The following is a 14139-nucleotide window of genomic DNA, read 5'->3' as shown; positions in this document are numbered from 1 at the left end:
GCGACGGCGACGCTTCGTGGCGTATGGGTGATTAGCTCAGTTGGTAGAGCAGCTGACTCTTAATCAGCGGGTCGTAGGTTCGAGCCCTACATCACCCACCACGGATTTTCCTGAAAAATCAAAAGCCTGAACTCCGGAAGGCACTGCGCCTTGCGACGGGCCGGGGGATGAGGCGAGCCTGCGAAATCTGCGCGGGGTTCATGTCGTCGCGCGACATTCGCGCTGCCGCTTCACCGTCGCGGAACCCTCGGAAGCCGGGGTCGAGCCCATTGTGCCACTGGACCGGAGGGCAGCCTCCGGCTCATGGTGGATCGGCCGGGATCGGGCAGCGAGCGGATGGGGGCGGCGGTGGAAGCGGAACAGCTTCTTCGATTGGTGATCGGCATGGCTGCCGGCCTCGTCATCGGCTGGCAGCGGACGGTGCGGCACAAGAATGTCGGCATCCGGACCTTCGGCCTCGTCGGACTGGGGACCGCGGCGGTTTCCAGCCTGTTCAGCGAGACGCTGCATCCCGACGCGGCAAGCCGTATCGTTCAGGGCGTCCTGACCGGGATCGGTTTTCTCGGGGCCGGGCTGATCATCCGCCGCAACAACGACCTGATGCCGCACGGGCTGACGACGGCGGCCGCGATCTGGGTCACGGCGGCGCTGGGCTGCGCGGCCGGACTCGGGCATTGGCAGGTCGCCGGAGCCGCGACGGTGCTGGCGCTGGTCCTGCTCTTCCTCGACCATTCGGTGGAGCGCTGGGTCGCCGGACGACCGCCGCCGAAAGAGCTACGGGACGACGGCCCGAAGGCGGATTAGGAGCTCATTCGGCGTGCCTGCGCGGGCGATCGGGGGCTGTCTCGGCTTGCCGGCCGGCGGCGGACGAACCTTTGCGCGATTGCGACGTTCCTTTTCCAGGAAGGTCGATCACACATGACGATATCTGCTCATGGGCTCGCTGCCGGGCCCGGCAACACTCCAGCCGTTCCCGATCCGCCGCCGGAGGCACCGCCCTTGACGCCGGGCCAGGTGCCGCCGGCGCCGCCAGTCGAGGTTCCGCCCGATGCGGAGCCGCAGGGCATCCCGACCGAGCCGCCGCCGGAGCTGCCGCCCAATGCGCCGCCGGAAGCTCCTCCGGCCACGCCCGTCGACCTGCCGCCCGGGCGCGATCCGCGCCAGCCGCAGGAGTGAGGGGCGTCCGGTCGATCTTCAGAAGACGTAGCCGACGCGCACGCCGTAATTGGTCATGCCCTGATTGTCGTTGCAGAGGCCGGCGTTCGACAAATGCTCAACCGTGGCCATGACGCTCCAGTTCTGGCTGATGCGGTAGCCCAGCGAGGCGGATTCACGAAACAGAGGCGAGCAACCGAGGGCGAGCCTGTTCCGCGGAACGAAGTCGCTCGTCTTGCCATTGTGGAAGCCCAGGCCGAAGCTGGCTTCGGCGAAGAGCTTGTCGGTGAAGTCATAGGTCCAGGTGAAGCCGGCATAGACATGGCTGGTATCGCCGGCGGTGTTGATGGTGGTGCCGAGATGGATGCGCGGCACGAAGAACGCCATCACCGGATCGGCCGGCTGGAACGGCTTGACGAAGAGGAGCTCGAGATTGACGTCCGCGCTGCCGCTCTCTCGTCCGGCGGGATTATGCGCGAGAACGCCGCCACGCAGCTCAGAGATCAGGCCGACCCCGACGGCTGGCGGCGCATAGGCCAGGGGAGTTGTGAGATCAGCCGCGTTGGCGGCCTCGAAACCGAGAAGGCCGACCATAACCAAGAGCAGGACGCCCAGAGACAACTGCATAGACCGCATGCGTCGAATCCCCGCTGTGATTCGCCAAGGCTAACAAATCTCGTGCCAGGGAGAATCGCCAAAACATGGTTTGCACTTCGTTAATGACAGGTGTGGCGCCGTCGCCACTTGTTGCAGGCGGCCGTCACTGCGGGACATGCTGCTTATGGCTAAAATCCATCACAGAACACGGCGCCTGACAACGGATCCGGGATCGGCGCCGCGGCGCTCCTCCTCGGTTCCGACCAAAGGTCGGCCCGAGGATGGCTGGCCGGGAATGTCGGTGCATTTCCCTGAAGCTCGGCAGATCTTAGAGCGCTGGCGCCTCGCCCGAGCCGATGTCCCAGTAGAGCCCGGCCATGGCGGTCAGCCCCTCGCGGGCGATGGCGATGGGCAGGTGCTCGTCCGGGGCGTGCTGCTGGCAGCCGGGATAGGAATGCGGCACCCAGATCGTGCGCAATTTCAGGATCTCGGCGAAGATGTCGTTGGGCAGGGAGCCGCCGAGATTGGGCAGCAGCGCCGGCTTCTTGCCCGTGCTCTTCGCGATCGAATCGATGGTGAACTGCACCCAGGCATCGTCCGGATCGAGCCGCGTCGCACCGAAGCGCTCCGTGCCGGGCGTGACGATCTCGACCATCGGGAAGCCGTGGCGGTCGAGATGGCGGCGCAGCGCCGGAACGACGTCATGCGGGTCGATGCCGACGACGAAGCGCAGGCCGCAGCGGGCCCAGGCGCTCGGCGGGACGGCGTTGACCGGCGTTTCCGGCACGCCGGACTTCATCGCGAGCACATCGAAGGAGCACCAGCCGAAGACCTGTTCGGCGGGCGTGAGGCCGGCCTCGCCCCAGTTCGGGTCGATCTGCGGGCCGTCAGGGCCGCCATCGACCTCGCAATCGGCGACCGCGCGGCGCACCGCGGCGGGCAACTCCTTCGGCACCCATTCATGGATGCGGATCTGGCCGGTGGGCGAGGTGATCGAGGCGATGGCATGGGCGAGCTGGATCGCCGGATCGGACAGCAGTCCGCCCCAGTTGCCGGAATGGTGGCCGGCGTCGCGGGCCTTGATCTGCAAGTCGAAGGTGATGACGCCGCGGGCGCCCAAGAACACCGTCGGGCGCTCGGCATTGAGGCGCGGCCCGTCCGAGGCGATCAGGATATCGGCCTTGAGCAGCTCGGCCTCGTCGGCGCAGAGCTCGCGCAGGCCGGGCGAGCCCGATTCCTCGCCCATCTCGATCAGATATTTGGCGTTGAAGCCGAGCTTGCCGCGCGTCTCCAGCACGGTGCGCAGGCCGTTCAGGTTGATCAGGTGCTGACCCTTGTTGTCGACGACGCCGCGGCCGTACCAGCGGCCGTTCTTCTCGACGAGCTTCCAGGGTGAGAGGCCTTCGCTCCATTGCGCGTCGAGGCCGCGGATGACGTCGCCATGGCCGTAGCCGAGGATGGTCGGCAGGGCAGGGTCCTCGATGCGCTCGGCATAGAGGAAGGGGCCCTTGGCCTTGGGATGGGTCAGGATGCGGCAGGCGAAGCCGAGGTTCTCCAGCAGCGGGCGCATCTCCAGATCGAGATATTCGGAGAGGACGGGCGCGCGATCGGGGTTCTGGCTTTCGCTGGGCATCGCGACGAGGCGTGCGAGGTCGCTCTTCATGCGGCCTGAATCGAAATAGTCCTGAGCTTTCGCAATCGCCTGCGCGCGGGTCATCGTCGGTCCTCTCCCGGATTCGAGGCCGGCACAGTGCCGGTGGACGCCGGCTTTCGCCAGTGCCAAGAGAGCGGGATGCGCCATGCCGGACGATCAGGGCATCTGTGGCGCCGTCTGCCGGAACCACGCTTCGTCGCCCATGACCTTCATCCCCCATCCGCATCAGCTCGTCGCGCGCGACGCCATCCTGGTCGCACGGGCGAAGGGGGCGGCCGGCTTCCTGCTCGGCGACCTCACCGGTCTGGGCAAGACGCTCTCGGCCTGGCTCGCGCTCTCGGCCATGCCGGAGGAGGAGATCCTGGTGATCTGTCCCAAGGGCGCGATCCCGCAATGGCGGCGCACCATCGCGCTGTCCGGCCTGCCGGCGAAGCGGGTGACGCTGATGAATTTCGAGAAGACGAAGTCGCTGCTCGCCCCGCCGGCGGACTCGAAGAAGCGCTCGACCCGCGCCAAGAACAACGAGCTGGCGAAGCTTGGAACGCCCAAGCGCATCTGGCCGCTCGTGGTGATCGACGAGGCACACCGCATCCGCAACCCGTATTCGCAGCAGGGGCTGGTCTGCCGGCAGATGGCGGCAGCCGCTGATTTCACGATCTATATGAGCGCGACCGCCGGCCAGTCGCCGCACGAGCTGTCCTATCTCGCGGGCCTGCTGGCGAAGGCCGCAGGCATGCCATCAGCCGATCTCGATGGTTTCCGCGCGCTGATGAAGCGATTGAAGATCGGCCGGGCCAAGGGGCGCTGGAAGAACTGGAGCTGGGAGCCGAACGAGACCGACCGCAAGGTGATGGCCGATCTGCTCTATCGCGGCGCGAACGCCATCGGCCTGCGCCGCCGGCCCGAGGAGATCGCCGGTTGGCCGGAGGTGCAGCGGGAGCTTGCGCCGGTCGCGCTGGATGCGCCGTCCCGCAAGCTCTACGAGGCGACCTGGCGCGAATTCCGCAAGGAGCTCGGGCTTGCCGGCGGCTCGACGCGCAAGCCGCAGGGCTGGGCCGCCGATCTGCGCTTCCGCCAGAAGGGAAGCCTGCTGCGCATCGCCGGCACGGCCGATTTCTGCGAGGATTTGCTCGGCAACGACGAGCAGGTCGCGATCTCCGTCGCCTTCCTCGAGACCAGCGCGATGCTTGCGGAAACCCTGCGCGGGCGCGGCTGGCGTACGGCTGAAATCAACGGCGAGCATTCCGGCGCGCAGAACGAGGAGACCCGCATCGCCTTCCAGACCGGGCAGCTCGACGCGGTAATCTTCACCGTGACCGAGTCGATCTCGCTGCATCGCGGCGAGATGCCGGGCGGCGAGCGCGAGCGGGCGCTGGTGATCCACGACATGCGCCACAGCGCGATCCAGCTCCAGCAGATCGAGGGGCGCTGCCACCGCGACGGCCAGCACGCGACGATCTTCTACGCCTATGCCGAGGATACGGTGGAGGAGGCCGTCGCCGCGACGGTGATCCAGCGCATGGCGGCGATGGAGGGGCTGGCGGGCGATGACACGCGGATGCTGGAGGCGATCGCGGAGATCGTCGAGGGGAGAGCGGCTACTTGAGAGTTTGCCAGCAAGGGCGCGGGAAACCCCTCTCCCGAGTGGGAGAGGGGCAGGGGTGAGGGACCGCCGCTGCAATCATGCGTGAGGACGCCTCGCCTCACGCAGCGGATATCGCTCGCTTTACTGCTGCTACGGCAGGCCCTCACCCAACCCTCTCCCACTCGGGAGAGGGCTCCCGCGCTTCAGGCGGCAGCGCGTGCGGGGCTATCAGGCGTCCCCGCGCTCCGGCCCGAGATAGGCCAGCCGCTTCCGGACCTTCGCGTCATCCAGCAAAGCATCCGCATCGCCTTCGAGTCGATGCCGCCAGTTCGGCTTTTCGGTGATGGTGCCGGGCACGTTGGGCTGGGTCCTGATGCCGAGTGCGTCTTCCATCGGCAGGATCTTCAGCGTGCAGGGTGTGGCGGCGACGTAGCGGATCGCGGCGTCGACGACCGGGTCGGTGTTGTCCGGCTCCGGCCGCTCGCCCTCGACGAGGCCGGCATTCTGGAACGAGCCCCAGAGCAGGCCGCGATCCCAGGCGCGAATGCCCTGATGGTCGACGCCGTCATCGACCGGGTCGATGTCGGAGCCGGCCCACCAGCCCGCGGTCGGCACGAGGTCGTGGGTGCTGGTCAGCGCGACCGCGCCGGCGTCCCATTCCTGCGGCGGGACATAGCCGTGATCGGTGCGTTCGAAGCGCAGCACGCGCAGTCCCGCGACGCCCTGCTCGCTCAGATAGTCGCGGAAGCCATAGGGCAGCGTGCCGAGATCCTCGCCGATGACGATGGCGCGGTGGCGCCAGGATTCGAGCGCGATCAGCCGGAACAGCGTCTCGGAGGGGAAGCCGACATAGGCGCCTTCCAGCGCGCTCGCGCCCTCCGGCACCAGCCAGAGCCGGCTCATCCCCATGACATGGTCGATGCGGATGCCGCCGACATAGCGCAGGCTCGCCCGCAGCGTCTCGATGAAGGGCGCATAGCCGGTGGCGGCGAGGCCGCGTGGCGAGAAGGTCGTCAGGGCCCAGTTCTGCCCCTCTGCGGCGTAGTAGTCGGGCGGGGCGCCGATGCTGAGCCCATGCAGGATGTCGTCCGGCCGGCTCCAGGCATGGCTGCCGGCACCGTCCATGCCGATGGCGAGATCGGCGATCAGCCCGACCTTCATGCCGGCCTCGCGGCAGGCGCGCTGGGCTTCTCCATAGGAGCGGCCGGTGAGCCATTGCAGGAAGATCTGATAGGCGATCTCGTCGGCATGCTCGGCCGCGAAGGCCGCAACCTCGGGGTTGTCGGGGTGGCGATAGGCGGGCTGCCATTCGCGCCAGCTTTTGACGGTCGGATCGCGCGTCAATTCGATGGCATGCAGCGCCTCGAAGATCGCGTGGCCTCGCAGCAGCGGAGAGGCCTCGGCGAGATGGCGCTCGAAATCGGCGCGGGCGGCCTCGGTTCCGCTTGCAGCGGGATCGCGCAAGGCGTCGAACAGGGCGCGCAGCAGTCTCTGCCGGGCCGGCGTGGCGGAAAGCCAGTTGATCTGGGCCAAGGCGGAGAGGCGAGCCATCTCCTCCGCCAGCCCTTGTCGCGCGATGACGTCCCGGATCAGTGCGTCCGGCAATGCAGCGGCCGGGTCGGCATGGAGCGGGTTGTAGAACAGCCGCGTCGAGGGCGAATAGGGGCTGAACAGAGCGGGCAGGGCGCCATAGAGAGCGTGGACAGGGCTGATCGCCAGCGCATCGGCCCCGCGGGCCGCAGCAGCGCGGCCGAGCGCGGCGACGCCGCCGAAATGGCCGATGCCGCCATCGGCCTCGCTGCGCAGCGAATAGATCTGCGCGGCGAGGCCCCAGCCCGGTCTGCCATCGTTCAGATCGGCGAAGGTGATGCAGCGTTCCGGCGCGGTCGCGACGGTGAAGTCGCCCTCAGCGGCGTGCACGGTGTGGTAGCCGGGTTCGTCGAAGGGCGGCAGCGTCAGGGCGCCCTCATAGCCTTCGATCGTCGTCACGACGCGGCGAGCCCCGCTTTCGAGCGTGACCTCGACGGATTGTCCCGGCTCGCCCCTGAGCGGCAGGCCGACCGGCTGGCCGATGCGCGCGGTGGTGAAGCGGGAGCCCAGGCCCATGGACCCGCCCTCGGCGAGCGAAAGCGAATTGCGCAAGGCTTCGTCATTGTCGGCCGGCAGGCCGAGCGCGGCGAGGATGGCGCGCAGACTCTCGGGCGAAACCTGACGCTGCGCGCCGGTCTGGTCCGTCCATTCAGGCGCGATGCCGGCGCGGGTTGCAAGCTGGCGCAGGATGTCGTCGCTCATCGTGCGCTCCACACGAGGTCTGTCATCGGAACCGGGCCGCCATGAGAAATCCAGCCACCACTAGCCGCCGGCACTTCCATGCTCCAGCACGATCAGCGCCAGCGGCGGCAGGGTCAGCGAGAGCGATTGCCGCTGGCCGTGGGCGGGGATCGCTTGCGCACGCGCCTGCCCGCCATTGCCCAGGCCCGAGCCGGCATAGATGTCCGCGTCGCTGTTCAGCCGCTCGCGCCAGAGGCCGGCGGCGGGAACGCCGATGCGATAGTCGTGGCGCGGCACCGGCGTCATGTTGGCGACGACCATGAGCGGCGGCTTGCCGTCGCCGGCCGAGCGGGTGAAGGCGAAGACGGAATTGGCGTTGTCGTCGGCGATGACCCAGCCGAAGCCTTCCGGCTCATGGTCGAGCCGGTAGAGCGCCGGCGTCGCGCGGTAGAGCGCGTTGAGATCGCGGACGAGCTGCATGGCGCCGCGCCGGCGGGTGTCGCCATCATCCGGCCAGGGGAAGGGGGCATCGACATTCCATTCCTGCTCGGCGCCGAACTCGCAGCCCATGAACAAAAGCTTCTTGCCGGGATGGCTCCACATCAGCGCGAGGCAGAGGCGCAGATTGGCGAAGCGCTGCCAGTCGTCGCCCGGCATGCGCGCCAGCAGCGAGCCTTTGCCGTGCACGACCTCGTCATGCGAGATCGGCAGTACGAAATTCTCCGAGAAGGCATAGATCAGTCCGAAGGTGACATCGTCGCCGTGGTGGCCGCGATGGATCGGGTCACGTGCGAAATAGCGCAGCGTGTCGTGCATCCAGCCCATGTTCCATTTGAAATGGAAGCCGAGCCCGCCCAGGTGGACCGGGGTGGTGACGCCCGGCCAGGCGGTCGATTCCTCGGCGATGGTAACGGCGCCGCGCCCGCGGCCGCCGACCAGCGTGTTCAGCTCCTGGAAGAACGAGACCGCTTCCAGATTCTCGCGCCCGCCATACTGGTTGGGCACCCATTCGCCGGGCTCGCGGCTGTAGTCGCGGTAGAGCATCGAGGCGACGGCATCGACGCGCAGCCCGTCGAGATGGAAGGTCTCTACCCACCATAGCGCCGAGGCGATCAGGAAGCCGCGCACCTCGCGCCGGCCGACATTGTAGATCAGCGTGTTCCAGTCGCGGTGAAAACCCTGGCGCGGGTCTTCGTGCTCGTAGAGGGCGGTGCCGTCGAAACGGGCGAGACCGTGGTCGTCCGAGGGGAAATGCGCCGGCACCCAGTCGAGGATGACGCCGATGCCGGCGGCATGGCAGCGATCGACGAAGCGGGCGAAAGCCTCGGGCGGCCCGAGCCGCGCAGTCGGCGCGAAGAGGCCGAGCGGCTGGTAACCCCAGGAGCCGCCGAAAGGATGCTCGGTGATCGGCATCAGCTCGACATGGCTGAAACCCATGTACTGGAGATAGGGGATCAGGCGCTCGCTCGCCTCGTCCCAGCTGCCCATCTGGCCCCATTCGCTGCGCAGCCATGAGCCGACATGGACCTCATAGGCCGCCATCGGCTCGTTGACCGGGTTGGCGCGCTCGCGCCGCGCCAGCCATTCGGCATCGCTCCAGGCGAAGTCCGGCGCGGCGGCGACGATCGAGCCGGTGCGTGGCGGCTCCTCCTGCCGGCGGCCGAGCGGGTCGGCCTTCCAGGACAGGGGCTCGCCATGCGGGCCGGCGATCGCATATTTGTAGACCGCGCCGGGGCCGATGCCGGGGACGAACAGCTCCCAGATGCCCGGGCCGAGGCGCCGGCGCATCGGGTGATGGCGGGCGTCCCAGCCGTTGAAGTCGCCGACGACGGAGATATGCGAGGCATTCGGCGCCCAGACGGCGAAGAGCACGCCCTCGATACCGTCGAAGACACGGGGATTGGCGCCGAGGCGGGTCGCGAGGTCGAAATGCCGGCCTTCGGCGAAGAGATAGATATCCTCCTCGGAAAGCAGCAGGCCGAAGGCATAGGGATCGGCCGCCTCGATGATGCCGTCCGGCCAGGACACGCGCAGCCGATAGGGCTCGTCGGTCGGGCACAAGGCCTCGAAGAGCCCGTTGCCCTCGGCGATCATGGCCACGGCCTTGCGCGTATCGCCCTCGCCGGTGACGAGTTCGACGTAATGGGCGCCGGGCAGGAAGGCGCGCACCACGCTCTCATCGCCCACACGGTGCCGGCCGAGCACCGCGAAGGGGTCGGGATGGCGCGCCTCCTCCAGCAGGAGGATATCGTGCGGGGGAAGCGACGGAAAATGGACGGAAGACTGGGGCATCAGGGGTGGTCGAACCGGTTCGGTGAGGACTCCACGGCACTCGCGGAATCGGTCATGATGCAACGCAGCAGAGGCGCTTTCCGTTCCGGCCGCAAGATGCTGCCCGCGACGCTCATTCTCGCACGGAACCAAGTGTTTGCAGCCCGGTTGTTTCCCCGGGTTTCAGCCTGGTGCAGGGAGAATGTCGATGAGCCGCGAGCAGATCGTCAGGGATACCGCCTACGCCATCTGGGAGGCGGAGGGACGCCCCGACGGACGCGACGGCGAACATTGGCGCCTTGCCGAGGAGCGTGTCGCGGCGAGTCTCAAGGAACCGGCACCCAAGGGCGGGATCCCCAAGCCGAAAGCGCCGGTGAAGGGCAAGGTCGAGGCCGGCGCGGCCAAGACCGCTCCGAAAGTCGCTGTTCCGAAGGCCGCCGCTCCGCTCAAGGCGGCAGCGACCAAGGCGGCGCCCAAGAAACGCTGAGATCCCACCGAACAACGCGGTCATCCCGGGCTTGACCCGGGGTCCGTGCCTGAGCTTGTCCGAACGGGGTTCAGGCATGGGTCCCAGCCCTGAGTCCAGCTCTCCGCGTCGCTGCGTCCGGGACGATACCCGCTTCCAGCGCCAGGGTACCACCCCCGTTCAAGCGGCCAGCGCCCGCGCATAGACATCGGCATAGCGGAAGGTGGGCCGGCGCCAGTCGAAGCGCTTGGCCATGGCGTGCTCGCGCATCTGCCGGAAGGCCCGCTTGGTGCGGAAGGCCTCGAAGGCGCGCACCACCGCCGAGGTCAGGCCCTGGCCGGTCAGCGACGAGAACAGGAAGCCGGAGAGACCATCCTCGATGGTGTCGACGAGGCCGCCGGTGCGATAGGCGATCGGCAGGGCGCCGGAGCGCTGGGCATACATCTGGCTCAGGCCGCAGGGCTCGAAGCGCGAGGGCATCAGCAGGAAATCGCTGGCGGCGAAAAGCCGGCGCGCCTCGCCATCGTCGAAGCCGATGCGGGCGGCGACGGCGCGCGGATATTGCCGGGCCAGCCGTTCGACCGCCTCCTCCAGCCGGGGCTCGCCGCGGCCGGTGACGATGAGCTGGCCGCCGCTGGCGACGATGCTCTCGGCCGCCTCGAGCGAGAGGTCGATGCCCTTCTGATGGACGAGGCGCGACACGATGGAGAAGAGCGGGCCGCGCGAATCCGGCAATTCGAAGGTCTTGCGGATCTCGGCGGCGTTGCGCCGCTTCCACTGGCGGACGATCTGCTCGGAGGTCTTGCCGCCTTCGATCAGCGCGTTCCAGCTATCGTCGATGCCATTCACGATACCGGTGAGCCGGCCTTCGTCCATCCGGGTTTTCAGCAGCCCTTCGAGGCCGCAGCCATGCTCGGGCGTGGTGATCTCGTGGGCATAGGTCTCGCTGACGGTGGTGACGTGCGAGCCGTAATAGATGCCGCTTTTCAGAAACGAGATCTTGCCGTGGAACTCGGCGCCGTTGACGTGGAAGGCGAGGTCGGGGATGCCGAGCGCGGCCATGCGCTGCGGCTGGTAGAGCCCCTGATAGGCGAGGTTGTGGATCGTCAGGATCGACGGCGTCGCCAGGCCCTTCCAGCGCATATAGCCGGGCGCCAGGGACGAGGGCCAGTCATTGACGTGGATGATGTCGGGCTTCCAGTTGGGATCGGCCTCGCCGGCGGCGATCTCGGCCGCCGCCAGCGAGAGCCGGCCGAAGCGGAGGTCGTTGTCGCCAAAGTCTCCGCCGGCGAAGGGGCCGTAAGGCGAGCCTTCGCGGTCATAGAGTTCGTCGCAGAGCACGGCGTAGATCGTCAGCCCGTCTGCCGTCGCGAAGCGCCCGAGCGACCAGGGCGGCAGGCTCGCGGTGCGCGGCATCTGGCGGACGATGTCCATCGCCGGCCTTGCGGCACGGACCTGCCGGAAACCGGGGAGCAGCACGCGGACATCGCAGAAGGCGCGCAGCTGGCGGGGCAAAGCGGTCGAGACCTCGCCGAGGCCGCCGGCCTTGATGAAGTCGCCCATTTCGGAGGTGACGAACAGCAGCTTGGTGGTCGCCGGGATCGGCGAGGAGCGCTCGGCCGGGTCGTCCTTGACGACGGCGGCGTAGATCAAGGCGTGGCCGGATGTCGAGGAGACAGTGTCGGTCTCAACCAGCTTCAGATCCGCCATCGTCACGTCCTCGGCACATCGCCCGTCAAGAACAGATCACAAAGGTTAAGGTTCCAGGGTGCACTGCAAAATAAAGAAGCAAGATCGGGGCCGGTTCGCCGGAACCGCGCCATGGGCGGGACGTTGCAACCTCCGCGACAGAATGGCGGAGCGATATGACAGGGCCGTTGCGGACGCCGCATCGCCTGCCGATGAGAAGAGGCGGGTGGCATGGTGGATAAACAGGCGCAGGCGTTGAGGATCGAAGCCGGCCGGGCTTCCGAGCTCGGCGCCGTCCATGACGGGGAGGGCACGAATTTCGCGCTGTTCTCCGCCTATGCGGAAAGGGTCGAGCTCTGCCTCTTCGACGAGAGCGGGGCGACCGAGACGGCGAGGATCACGCTGCCGGAATATACCGACGAGATCTTCCACGGCTATCTGCCGGGCGTGAAGCCGGGCCAGCGCTATGGCTACCGCGTTCATGGCCGCTTCGCGCCCGAGGAAGGCCACCGCTTCAACCCGAACAAGCTGCTGCTGGACCCCTACGCCAAGGAGTTCTCGGGCGCGCTCGCCTGGGACGACGCCCATTACGGCTATGAGGTGGCGGCGAAGCTCGACAAGGACCTCACCTTCAGCACGCTCGACAGCGCGCCCTTCATGCCGAAATGCGTGGTCTGCGACTGGAGCGCCGACCCGAAGGCCCCGGCGAAGCCGATGGTGCCCTGGGATCGCACGATCTTCTACGAGACGCATGTGCGCGGCTTCACCAAGCTGCACCCGGCCGTGCCGGAGGCCAAGCGCGGCACCTTCGACGGGCTCGGCGAGAAGGCGGTCGTCGACTACATCAGGAGCCTCGGCGTCACCTCCGTCGAGCTCCTGCCGGTGCAGGCCTATCTCGACGACCATCATCTCGTCGCCAGGAAGCTCTCCAACTACTGGGGCTACAACACGATCGGCTTCTTCGCGCCGATGCAGCGCTATGAGGGCCGGGCCGGGCTCGCCTCCTTCCGCGACATGGTGCGCCGCTTCCACGATGCCGGCATCGAGGTGATCCTCGACGTGGTCTACAACCACACGGCCGAGGGCAACGAGCTGGGGCCGACGCTCTCCTTCAAGGGCATCGACAACTTCTCCTACTATCGCACCATCGCCGGCAAGCCGCGCTATTACGTCAACGACACCGGCACCGGGAACACGGTCAATACCAGCCATCCGCGCGTGTTGCAGATGGTCATGGATTCGCTGCGCTATTGGGCCGAGGCGATGGAGGTCGACGGCTTCCGCTTCGATCTCGGCACGATCCTGGGGCGCGAACCGGAAGGGTTCGATCCGCGCGGCGGCTTCTTCGACGCGATGGGGCAGGACCCGGTGCTGAGCAAGCTCAAGCTGATCGGCGAGCCCTGGGATATCGGGCCGGGGGGCTATCAGGTCGGCGGCTTTCCGCCGGGCTGGGCCGAATGGAACGACAAGTACCGCGACACGCTGCGCGCCTATTGGAAAGGCGATGAAGGCCTGGTGCGGGATCTGGCGGCGCGCGTCACAGGCTCGGGCGACATCTATGACGAGCGCGGGCGGCGGCCCTGGGCGAGCGTCAATTTCGTCACCGCCCATGACGGTTTCACGCTCGCCGATCTCGTTTCCTACAACGACAAGCACAATGCGGCGAATGGCGAGGACAACAAGGACGGTCACGGCCACAACCTGTCCTTCAACTACGGCGTCGAAGGACTGACGGAGGACAAGGGCATCATCGCCGTGCGCGAGCGCCAGAAGCGCAATTTGCTCGCCTCGCTCCTGCTCTCGCATGGCACGCCGATGATCCTGGCCGGCGACGAGCACGGCCACTCCAACCGGGGCAACAACAATGTCTATGCGCAGGACAATGAAACCGCCTGGCTGCGCTGGGAGGAATTGACGAAGCGGGACGAGGCGCTGGCCACGTTCGTCACGCGTGTCATCGCGCTGAGGACCGAGCATCCGATCTTCCGCCGCGCCTCCTACCGCGACGGCTGCGTGCTGCGCTGGGTCAATCCCGGCGGCGGCGACCAGCAGGAAGAGGAATGGGACGATCCCGGCCTGCGCGCCATCGGGCTCTTGATGCACATGCCCGACGTGGAGGAGGGCGGCGACGAAGCGCTCATTCTTTTCAACAGCTTCGACGGAGAGGTTGTCTTCCGGATTCCGCCGCGGGTGAAGGCCGGTTCATGGGCTGTCGTCCTCGACACCGAAACCGGGCCGGATTCCGACGAGGGCCGCAAGGGGCTGAAGGCGGAACAGGAGATCACGCTCTCGCCGCGGTCGCTGATCGTACTGATGTGAGGCCCGCTTCCGGCGCAGGCGGCTCCGGGCGTCATGAAGGTGACATGAAGGCGCCGGAGCCGCGACGCTTTTCCCTTCTCCCGGATGGGAGAAGGTGGCGCGGAGCGCCGGATGAGGGCCTGCGCTTGCCGT

General features: G+C 67.5%; 10 protein-coding genes and 1 tRNA gene. 6 read left to right on the top strand and 5 right to left on the bottom strand.

Features of this window, described 5'->3' with window-relative positions:
- Window positions 1-25 precede the first annotated feature (25 nt).
- The 3 genes from GY40_RS03665 (at window position 26) to GY40_RS27450 (ending at window position 1176) form a co-directional block, all read left to right on the top strand.
- Window positions 26-101 (top strand) — tRNA-Lys (locus tag GY40_RS03665).
- Between the two features lie 202 nt (window positions 102-303).
- A complete protein-coding gene (locus GY40_RS03660) occupies window positions 304-804 on the top strand; it encodes an MgtC/SapB family protein (RefSeq protein WP_156115858.1) in 501 nt (166 codons plus the stop codon).
- 114 nt (window positions 805-918) lie between these two features.
- Window positions 919-1176, top strand: a complete 258-nt coding sequence (locus tag GY40_RS27450) for a hypothetical protein (RefSeq protein WP_156115857.1) — start codon at window positions 919-921, stop codon at window positions 1174-1176.
- 18 nt (window positions 1177-1194) lie between these two features.
- Here GY40_RS27450 and GY40_RS03655 read toward each other — a convergent pair whose 3' ends face one another.
- Entirely contained in the window at window positions 1195-1782 is a 588-nt protein-coding gene (locus tag GY40_RS03655) for an acyloxyacyl hydrolase (protein ID WP_248311082.1), read from the bottom strand.
- A gap of 298 nt (window positions 1783-2080) precedes the next feature.
- Entirely contained in the window at window positions 2081-3469 is a 1389-nt protein-coding gene (locus GY40_RS03650) for a M20 family metallopeptidase (protein WP_038358716.1), read from the bottom strand.
- An 82-nt stretch (window positions 3470-3551) separates the two neighbouring features.
- Between GY40_RS03650 and GY40_RS03645 the strand changes: the two genes are divergently transcribed.
- Complete coding sequence (locus GY40_RS03645) at window positions 3552-5012, top strand: SNF2-related protein (RefSeq protein WP_248311081.1); 1461 nt, start codon at window positions 3552-3554, stop codon at window positions 5010-5012.
- 207 nt (window positions 5013-5219) lie between these two features.
- Here the strand turns inward: GY40_RS03645 and malQ are convergent, their stop codons facing one another.
- Together malQ and glgB are read right to left on the bottom strand one after the other, a co-directional pair.
- A complete protein-coding gene (gene malQ / locus GY40_RS03640; protein WP_051987484.1) occupies window positions 5220-7283 on the bottom strand; it encodes a 4-alpha-glucanotransferase in 2064 nt (687 codons plus the stop codon).
- Window positions 7284-7343: 60 nt separating this feature from the next.
- Window positions 7344-9554 (bottom strand): 1,4-alpha-glucan branching protein GlgB, encoded by a 2211-nt coding sequence (gene glgB / locus GY40_RS03635; RefSeq protein WP_038358712.1) that lies wholly within the window; start codon window positions 9552-9554, stop codon window positions 7344-7346.
- A gap of 187 nt (window positions 9555-9741) precedes the next feature.
- Between glgB and GY40_RS03630 the strand changes: the two genes are divergently transcribed.
- A complete protein-coding gene (locus tag GY40_RS03630; RefSeq protein ID WP_051987483.1) occupies window positions 9742-10020 on the top strand; it encodes a DUF2934 domain-containing protein in 279 nt (92 codons plus the stop codon).
- Between the two features lie 159 nt (window positions 10021-10179).
- Here GY40_RS03630 and glgA read toward each other — a convergent pair whose 3' ends face one another.
- Window positions 10180-11709, bottom strand: coding sequence for a glycogen synthase GlgA (gene glgA / locus GY40_RS03625; RefSeq protein ID WP_081925105.1), 1530 nt, complete (start codon window positions 11707-11709; stop codon window positions 10180-10182).
- Between the two features lie 210 nt (window positions 11710-11919).
- On the opposite strand from glgA, the gene glgX reads away from it, so the two are divergent.
- The gene (gene glgX / locus GY40_RS03620) at window positions 11920-14007 is read left to right on the top strand and encodes a glycogen debranching protein GlgX (RefSeq protein ID WP_038358707.1); all 2088 of its coding nucleotides are present in this window, start codon (window positions 11920-11922) and stop codon (window positions 14005-14007) included.
- The last annotated feature ends 132 nt before the right edge of the window (window positions 14008-14139 follow it).

The organism is Allobosea sp. UNC402CLCol (assembly GCF_000745475.1).
Lineage (GTDB): Bacteria > Pseudomonadota > Alphaproteobacteria > Rhizobiales > Beijerinckiaceae > Allobosea > Allobosea spartocytisi.
The sequence above is the reverse complement of the archived record's forward strand: the minus strand, read 5'-3'. Positions and strand labels throughout refer to the sequence as shown.

What these genes read in the sequence shown, in the direction of transcription:
- GY40_RS03660 (WP_156115858.1), top strand. Translation starts at nt 304, where the DNA reads ATGGTGGATCGGCCGGGATCGGGCAGCGAGCGGATGGGGGCGGCGGTG.
- glgB (WP_038358712.1), bottom strand. Translation starts at nt 9,554, where the DNA reads ATGCCCCAGTCTTCCGTCCATTTTCCGTCGCTTCCCCCGCACGATATC.
- malQ (WP_051987484.1), bottom strand. Translation starts at nt 7,283, where the DNA reads ATGAGCGACGACATCCTGCGCCAGCTTGCAACCCGCGCCGGCATCGCG.
- GY40_RS03655 (WP_248311082.1), bottom strand. Translation starts at nt 1,782, where the DNA reads ATGCAGTTGTCTCTGGGCGTCCTGCTCTTGGTTATGGTCGGCCTTCTC.
- GY40_RS03645 (WP_248311081.1), top strand. Translation starts at nt 3,552, where the DNA reads ATGCCGGACGATCAGGGCATCTGTGGCGCCGTCTGCCGGAACCACGCT.
- GY40_RS27450 (WP_156115857.1), top strand. Translation starts at nt 919, where the DNA reads ATGACGATATCTGCTCATGGGCTCGCTGCCGGGCCCGGCAACACTCCA.
- GY40_RS03650 (WP_038358716.1), bottom strand. Translation starts at nt 3,469, where the DNA reads ATGACCCGCGCGCAGGCGATTGCGAAAGCTCAGGACTATTTCGATTCA.
- glgA (WP_081925105.1), bottom strand. Translation starts at nt 11,709, where the DNA reads ATGGCGGATCTGAAGCTGGTTGAGACCGACACTGTCTCCTCGACATCC.
- glgX (WP_038358707.1), top strand. Translation starts at nt 11,920, where the DNA reads ATGGTGGATAAACAGGCGCAGGCGTTGAGGATCGAAGCCGGCCGGGCT.
- GY40_RS03630 (WP_051987483.1), top strand. Translation starts at nt 9,742, where the DNA reads ATGAGCCGCGAGCAGATCGTCAGGGATACCGCCTACGCCATCTGGGAG.